This is a genomic window from Stenotrophomonas sp. PS02300, assembly GCF_029959395.1.
GTDB classification, from domain to species: domain Bacteria; phylum Pseudomonadota; class Gammaproteobacteria; order Xanthomonadales; family Xanthomonadaceae; genus Stenotrophomonas; species Stenotrophomonas maltophilia_AD.
In genome coordinates this window covers 20,667-27,917 of sequence record NZ_JASCOP010000050.1, presented here as the reverse complement: position 1 = coordinate 27,917, position 7,251 = coordinate 20,667, and the positions used below count along the sequence as shown (strand labels likewise).

Genomic DNA, 7,251 nt, shown 5'->3' with positions numbered 1-7,251 from the left:
GGACACGCCGTGAATCCGTCCATGGAGGCTTGTCAAAAACATCCATGTTTTTGACAGTCCCGCAAACCCGCCCCCGCCAGCCTTTGACGCCTGGCCGGTGTGCCGGCAAAAAACATGACGATTGACTGGGTCAATCGCGCCATCAATCGCAATATCTGCGACCTATCGCTGCCATCCTGCACGCCCGTTTCCCTGCGGATTCCGTCCATGCTGCAGACCCTCGCCATCTCCAACTACCGCTCCCTGCACGATCTGGTCGTGCCGATGGGATCGCTGAACCTGGTCACCGGTGACAACGGCAGTGGCAAGTCGAGCTTGTATCGCGCGCTGCGGCTGCTGGCCGATACGGCGCGGGGCGGGGTGACGCCGTCGCTGGCGCGGGAGGGCGGGTTCCAGTCGGCGCTGTGGGCCGGGCCGGAGACGCTGGACCGGCGGATGCTGTCGGGGGAGGTGCCGGTGCAGGGCGGGCCGCGGCAGAAGTCGGTGGCGCTGCGGCTGGGTTTTGCGGCGGATGATTTCGGGTATGCGATCGATCTGGGTTATCCGCTGGGCGATGTGCATTCGATGTTCAACCTGGATCCGCAGATCAAGTGCGAAAGCATCTGGGCCGGGCCGTTCCTGCGCAGCAGTAATGTGCTGGTGGAGCGGCGGGGGGCAATGGTGCGGCGGCGCAACGGGCGGAGCTGGGAGGTGCTGGAAGCGAACCTGTCGGTGCACGAAAGCCTGTTCACGCAGGTAGCCGATCCGCAGCGGATGCCGGAGGTGCTGCGGCTGCGCGAGACGCTGCGCAGCTGGCGCTTCTATGATCATTTCCGCAGTGACCGGGATGCGCCGGCGCGGCAGGCGAGCCTGGCCACGCGCACGCCGGTGCTGAGCCACGATGGGCATGACCTGGCGGCGGCGTGGCGGACGATCGTGGAGATTGGCGATCCGGAGGCGCTGGCGGCTGCACTCGACGATGCGTTCCCGGGCGCGCGGGTGCATATCGAGCCGAACGAGGATCAGTTGAGCCTGAAGTTCCACCAGCCCGGGTTGCTGCGGCCGCTGGGCGCGGCGGAGCTGTCCGACGGGACGCTGCGCTATCTGTTGTTGATCGCGGCGTTGCACACGCCACGCCCGCCGCCGTTGATGGTGCTCAACGAGCCGGAAACCAGCCTGCACCCGGACCTGTTGCCGGCGCTGGGGCGGTTGATCATCGGGGCGGCGGCGCGCAGCCAGGTGTGGGTGGTGTCGCATGCCAGCCGGTTGATCGCGGCGCTGCGCGAGGCGGAGCAGTGCACGTCGATCGCGCTGGAAAAGCAGATGAGCCGTACGACGCTGGTGGGCCAGGGCGTGCTGGACGTGCCCGCGTGGTACTGGCCCACCCGCTGATTTCCGGTAGGTACCCACCGTTGGTGGGTACGCTCGTCAATCGGCGATGTTGCGCGCCTCGGAGGTGCCCAGGATCTCGGGGTGCTGCACCTTCCTGCGGCGGTTCAACAGCGGGTGCAGGAACACCGCGCCGACGATGATCGCGACGCCGGCGTAGAACAGCGGGGTGAGTTCACGCTGTTCGCTGAGCAGGACCATGGCCAGCAGGATCGCGTAGACCGGTTCGAGGTTGGTGACCAGCTGCACGGTGTAGGCGCTGAGGTGGCGCAGGGCGACCAGCGCGAGGGCGAACGGGAGCAGGGTGCACACGCCGGCCAGGGCCAGCAGCAGCATGCCGTCGCGCAGGTCGGGTATTACCCAGAGCGGGCTGGCCAGCGCCGGCAGCAGGAACGGCAGCAGCGGGGCGAGCAGCGTCAGGGTGATGGTGCCGGCGCCCAGTTCGACCGCGGTAACGGTGAGCGGGTCGGCGTGGCTGACCAGGCGCTTGTTGAGCGAGCCGAAGATGGCAACCAGTAGTGCGGACATGGCGCCGACCAGCACGCCCAGGCGCATGCCGTCGGGTACGCCGCCCACCACCAGGCCGACGCCGGGCAGCACGGCGATGCCGAAGGCCAGTTCGCGCAGCTGGAACGGGCGTTTGGCCACCCACGGTTCAATGACGGCGGTGAACACCGGGGCCAGCGCGATGCAGGTGGCGGCTACCGAGGCGTTGGCCAGCTTCACCGCGCCGTAGAAGGTGAGCCAGTGCAGGGCGACCAGCGCGCCCACGCCGCAGTAGCCGGCGAACAGGGCGGGGGAGAGCTGGCGCAGCCCGCGCCAGACGCGCGGCAGCAGGGCCAGCATGGCCACCACCAGCAGCATGCGCCACCACACCAGGGGCAGCGCGGGCAGGCTGATGAGCTTGCCGAGGATCGCGGTGACGCCCCACAGCAGCACGCAGAAGTGGATTTGCAGCAGCGCTTTGCGGGTGTCGGTCATCGGCATCCGCATATTGTGCGGCAATCGGCATCATGCGCCTACCTGCATCAACTGCCTGCGCAACGCCACTGCGGCGCCCGGGTTGCGATGCTTGGCGGCGCCGATGAACAGCATGTAGACCTCGCGCGGGCCACGGGTCGGGGCATCGGCGGTGATGTGCGGCAGGTCGGGGTTGTCTTCGCCGCGTGCCCAGCGCATCGCGCGCAGGCACCACTGCTCCAGCGTGCGTTCGGGGTAGCCGGCACGCAGGTTGGCGCGCGACTGCATCAGGCGGGCGTAGACGAAGCTGGCGGTGGGGTCGGCGAAGCTGGGGTACTCCGGCGAGCCACTGAACACCAGGGCGGCGTCATGCGCGCGCGCCACCGCGATCAGCTCGGGCGTCCACGCGGCGGCATTGCGTACTTCCAAGGCGTGCTGCAACGCCCGCCCGCCCGCCTTGCGCGGCAGCGCATCGAGGAACCGATCGAACTCCTGCGCACCGGCCGGGTGCTTTTCGCCGAACTGCCACACCAGCGGCCCCAGCCGGTCCTCCAGCGCGCTGATGCCCTGGATGAAGCCGTCGGCGCGCGCGCCAGCAGCGGCCAGGTCGTGGCTCTGGGTGACCGTGCGCGGTGCCTTGGCCGAAAAGCGGAAGCCGGGCGGGGTCTGCTCGCGCCATTGCGCGTACACCGCCGGCTTCTGCGCGCGGTAGAAGGTGCTGTTGATCTCGATGCAGCCCAGCTGCCGGCTGGCATGGGCCAGCTCTTCGCGCTGCGGCAGCCCGGCCGGGTAGAAGGTGCCGCCGCGCCAGCCCGGGAACACCCAACCGCCGATGCCGGTGAAGATCGGCCCGGGGGATGCGTGCTTCAAAGGCCGGCCTCGCGCCACGGATCGTAGCTGCCGAACCACCAGATATGCCCTTCCGGGTCGCGGCAGGCATAGCCGCGGCCGCCGTAGTCCTGGTCGGCGATGTCGATGACCAGCTCGGCGCCGGCAGCGACCGCGCGCTCGTAGTGGGCATCGGGGTCGGTGACGATCACGCAGGCGCTCTGGGTTTCGCGGCCCTGGATTTCATCCGGCTGCACCACCAGCTTGCCCCACTCGCCGCCGTTGTCGACCGAGCCGAGCATGATCATGCCGGTGCCGTACACCAGCTGGGCGTGGTACACGAGGTCGCCTTCGGCGTACACGGCCTGCGCCGTGAACCCGAACGCCCGCTCAAGCCAGGCGATGGCCGCGCGGGCATCGCGGTAGCGCAGGCAGGGAATGATGGTGGAACCGGACTCGGTGGGTGCGGTCATGCGGGTGCTCCGGGGTGGGCGGCTTCTGGCACAGGCGAGCCTGCAACCGGCCGCGTTACCATCGCGCGAAACCTGGCGTAACCGGCCCATTGGTGGCCTCGACGCCCCTGCAACATGCAACCGGAGACACTGATTGAACACATCCTGGATCGGAGGCTTTGTGCTGCTGGCATGCGCACCCCTGGCGTCGGCAGCCGTGCCGACCGAGCTGCAGCGGCTGGATGCCACGGTGGAACGCGTGCGCAGTCAGTTCGACATTCCCGGCATCGCGGTGGCGGTGGTCAAGGACGGCCAGATTGTCTTCGAGCGCGGCTATGGCGTACGCGAACTGGGCAAGCCGGCACCGGTCGAGGCCGATACGCTGTTTGCCATCGCCTCCAACACCAAGGCGTTCACGGCGACCTCGCTGAACCTGCTGGCCGAGCAGGGCAAGCTGAAGATGGACGACCGGGTGATCGACCACCTGCCGTCGTTCCGCATGTCCGACCCGTACGTGACCGGCGAGATGCGCATCCGCGACCTGCTCTCGCACCGCAGCGGGCTCAGCCTGGGCGCGGGCGACCTGCTGTTCTGGCCGACCACCACCTACAGCAATGCCGAGGTGGTGCAGCGGCTGGGCAAGGTACCGCTGAAGGCCGGCTTCCGTGACCGCTACGCCTACGACAACATCCTGTATGCGGTGGCGCAGCAGGTAATCGAACAGGTCTCGGGGCAGTCCTATGCGGACTTCCTGCAGCAGCACATCTTCACCCCGGTGGGCATGGTCGGCACCCGCTTCAATGCCGATCACCTGAAGCCGGGCGACAAGGCGGCCACCGGGCATGCCAAGTTCGACTTCACCGAGCTGCGCACGGTGGCGCCGCTGACCTGGTCCAACAACGCCGGTGCCGGCGGGGTGTATTCCAGCGTGCACGACATGGCGCGCTGGATGAACGTGCAGCTGGCCCAGGGCAAGCTGGAGAATGGCACGGCGCTGTTCAGCCCCAAGAGCCAGCAGGCGATGTGGCAGATGATCACCCCGCAGGTGGTGCCCGAGCCGAGCGTGCCGGCGCTGGCCGCGGCGCGCCCGAATTTCGCCGGCTACGGCGAGGGCTGGAGCCTGAGTGACTACCGCGGGCAGAAGCTGGTGTGGCACACCGGCGGCTGGCCGGGCATGGTGTCGCGGGTGACGTTGGTGCCGGAGCAGAAGCTGGGCATCGTGGTGCTGACCAACCAGGAAGTGGGCGCGGCCTTCAACGCGGTCACCATGGACGTGCTGGATGCGTATCTCAAGGCGCCGGCCACCGACTGGGTGGCGGCGTATGCCGCTGCGGTAGCCAAGGCGCAGGACAAGGCCGATGAGGGCTGGGCCGCGCACCAGGCCGCACGCGATCCGAAATCCACCCCATCGCTGCCGCTGGCCCGCTACGCCGGCACCTACCGCGACCCGTGGTATGGCGAGGTGTTCGTGGAGCAGCGCGCCGGCACGCTGCGCCTGCGCTTCGGCAGGACGGCGCAGCTGGTGGGCACGATGGAGCACTGGCAGCACGATACGTTCATCGTGCGCTGGGACGACCGCTCGCTCAACGCCGATGCGTTCGTGAACTTCAGCCTGGATCCGGACGGCAAGGTGCGCGAGGTGCGCATGCAGGCGGTGTCGTCGCTGACCGACTTCAGTTTCGACTTCCAGGACCTGGTGTTGACCCCGTGAAAACAAATGGCAGGCCGCGGTGGGATAATCGCAGCCTGCCTGTTTTCCGGGAAATGGAATGTTCCGCTGGTTCGAGTCGCTGATTCCCGTATTTCCGCCGATCGACGCGCGCATGCCGCCGCGCCGGGTGCTGCCGTTCTACCTCCACTACCTGCGCCCGGTCTGGCCGGTGCTGCTGGCCACGCTCATCGCCGGGCTGCTGCTGGCGCTGGTGGAAGTGGCCATGTTCGATTTCCTGGGCCGCATCGTCGACATGGTCAGCGAGCAGCCGGATGCGGGCTTCTTCGCCCGGCACGCGGACACGCTGCTGTGGATGGCGGCGATCACGCTGGTGGCACGGCCGGTGCTGGTGGGCCTGCACAACCTGCTGGTCAACCAGGCCATCGTGCCGGGGCTGAGCAACCGCTCGCGCTGGCTGATGCACAACTACGTGGTACGCCAGAGCCTGTCGTTCTTCCAGAACGATTTCGCCGGCAGCATGGCCAACCGGGTCATGCAGACCGGCACGTCGCTGCGCGAGTCGGCGGTGCAGATGGTGGATTCGCTGTGGTACATCGTGGTGTACACCGGCACGGCGCTGTACCTGTTCGCGCAGGCGGACTGGCGGCTGATGATCCCGCTGGTGCTGTGGTTGGCCGCGTACGTGGTGATCATGGTGTACTTCGTGCCGCGCGCGAAGGAGCGTGCCTGGATCGCGTCCGAAGCGCGTTCCAAGGCGATGGGCCGCATCGTCGATGGCTACACCAACATTCCCACGCTGAAGCTGTTCGCCCACGGCGGGCGCGAGCAGGCCTACGTGGCCGAGGCGATCGAGGAACTGGCGGTGAAACACCGCCGCCAGACCCGGATCACCACCGGCATGGACCTGACCATCGCAATCGTCAACGGATTCCTGATTGCGGGTACCTGCGGGCTGGCACTGTGGCTGTGGAGCCACGGCAACATCACGGTGGGGGCGATCACGCTGGCCACTGGGCTGGTGATCCGCATCCACAACATGTCCGGCTGGATCATGTGGACGATCAACGGGATCTTCGAGGACATCGGCACGGTGCAGGATGGCATCACCACCATTTCGCAGCCGCTGAGCGTGCAGGACCGCGCCGACGCGGTGCCGCTGGTGGTGCGCGAGGGCGGGGTGCAGTTCGATGACATCCACTTCCACTATGGCAAGCAGGGCGGAGTGATCGCCGGGCTGGACCTGACGGTGAAGCCGGGCGAGAAGATCGGGCTGGTGGGCCCGTCGGGGGCGGGCAAGTCGACGCTGGTGAACGTGCTGCTGCGCCTGTACGACCTGGAAAGCGGGCACATCCGCATCGACGGGCAGGACATCGCAGCGGTGACCCAGGAAAGCCTGCGCCGGCAGATCGGCGTGGTCACCCAGGACACCTCGCTGCTGCACCGCTCGATCCGCGACAACCTTCTCTACGGACGGCCGGATGCCACCGAGGAACAACTGCGTGCGGCGGTGAGCAAGGCGCGCGCGGCCGCCTTCATCGACACGCTGCGCGACGCCGAAGGGCGACAGGGTTACGACGCCCACGTGGGCGAGCGCGGGGTGAAACTCTCCGGCGGCCAGCGCCAGCGCATCGCGATCGCGCGGGTGCTGCTCAAGGACGCGCCGATCCTGGTGCTGGACGAGGCGACCTCGGCGCTGGATTCGGAAGTGGAAGCGGCGATCCAGGACAACCTGGACGAGCTGATGGCGGGCAAGACCGTGATCGCCATCGCCCACCGCCTGTCCACCATCGCGCGCATGGACCGGCTGGTGGTGATGGACCAGGGCCGCATTGTGGAAACCGGCACGCACGCCGAGCTGGTCGCAGCGGGTGGTCTCTATGCACGCTTGTGGGCGCGGCAGACGGGCGGTTTCGTGGCGGCGGATGTGAAGTAATGCAAATGGCGCGCTTGTGCTGGCTGATGTTGGCTGTG

At 67.9% G+C, this 7,251-nt stretch carries 6 protein-coding genes; 3 read left to right on the top strand and 3 right to left on the bottom strand.

Annotated elements, in window-relative coordinates:
* Positions 1–207 precede the first annotated feature (207 nt).
* Positions 208–1,371, top strand: coding sequence for an AAA family ATPase (locus QMX79_RS11080; protein WP_336618864.1), 1,164 nt, complete (start codon positions 208–210; stop codon positions 1,369–1,371).
* Between the two features lie 36 nt (positions 1,372–1,407).
* On the opposite strand, the gene QMX79_RS11075 is transcribed toward QMX79_RS11080, so the two are convergent.
* The 3 genes from QMX79_RS11075 to QMX79_RS11065 are packed head-to-tail and all read right to left on the bottom strand — an operon-like array spanning position 1,408 to position 3,629.
* Entirely contained in the window at positions 1,408–2,355 is a 948-nt protein-coding gene (locus QMX79_RS11075; RefSeq protein ID WP_282246795.1) for a DMT family transporter, read from the bottom strand.
* Positions 2,356–2,379: 24 nt separating this feature from the next.
* Positions 2,380–3,198 carry a DUF72 domain-containing protein gene (locus QMX79_RS11070; protein WP_282246794.1) on the bottom strand — a complete coding sequence of 273 codons (819 nt, stop codon included), beginning with the start codon at positions 3,196–3,198 and terminating at the stop codon, positions 2,380–2,382.
* Positions 3,195–3,629: a VOC family protein gene (locus tag QMX79_RS11065; RefSeq protein WP_282246793.1), complete on the bottom strand. Its 435-nt coding sequence runs from the start codon at positions 3,627–3,629 to the stop codon at positions 3,195–3,197. The genes QMX79_RS11070 and QMX79_RS11065 overlap by 4 nt, the downstream gene beginning before the upstream one ends.
* Before the next feature lie 160 nt (positions 3,630–3,789).
* Between QMX79_RS11065 and QMX79_RS11060 the strand changes: the two genes are divergently transcribed.
* Positions 3,790–5,319: a serine hydrolase gene (locus QMX79_RS11060; RefSeq protein WP_282246792.1), complete on the top strand. Its 1,530-nt coding sequence runs from the start codon at positions 3,790–3,792 to the stop codon at positions 5,317–5,319.
* A 58-nt stretch (positions 5,320–5,377) separates the two neighbouring features.
* Entirely contained in the window at positions 5,378–7,213 is a 1,836-nt protein-coding gene (smrA, locus tag QMX79_RS11055; RefSeq protein WP_282246791.1) for a multidrug efflux ABC transporter SmrA, read from the top strand.
* Positions 7,214–7,251 lie beyond the last annotated feature (38 nt).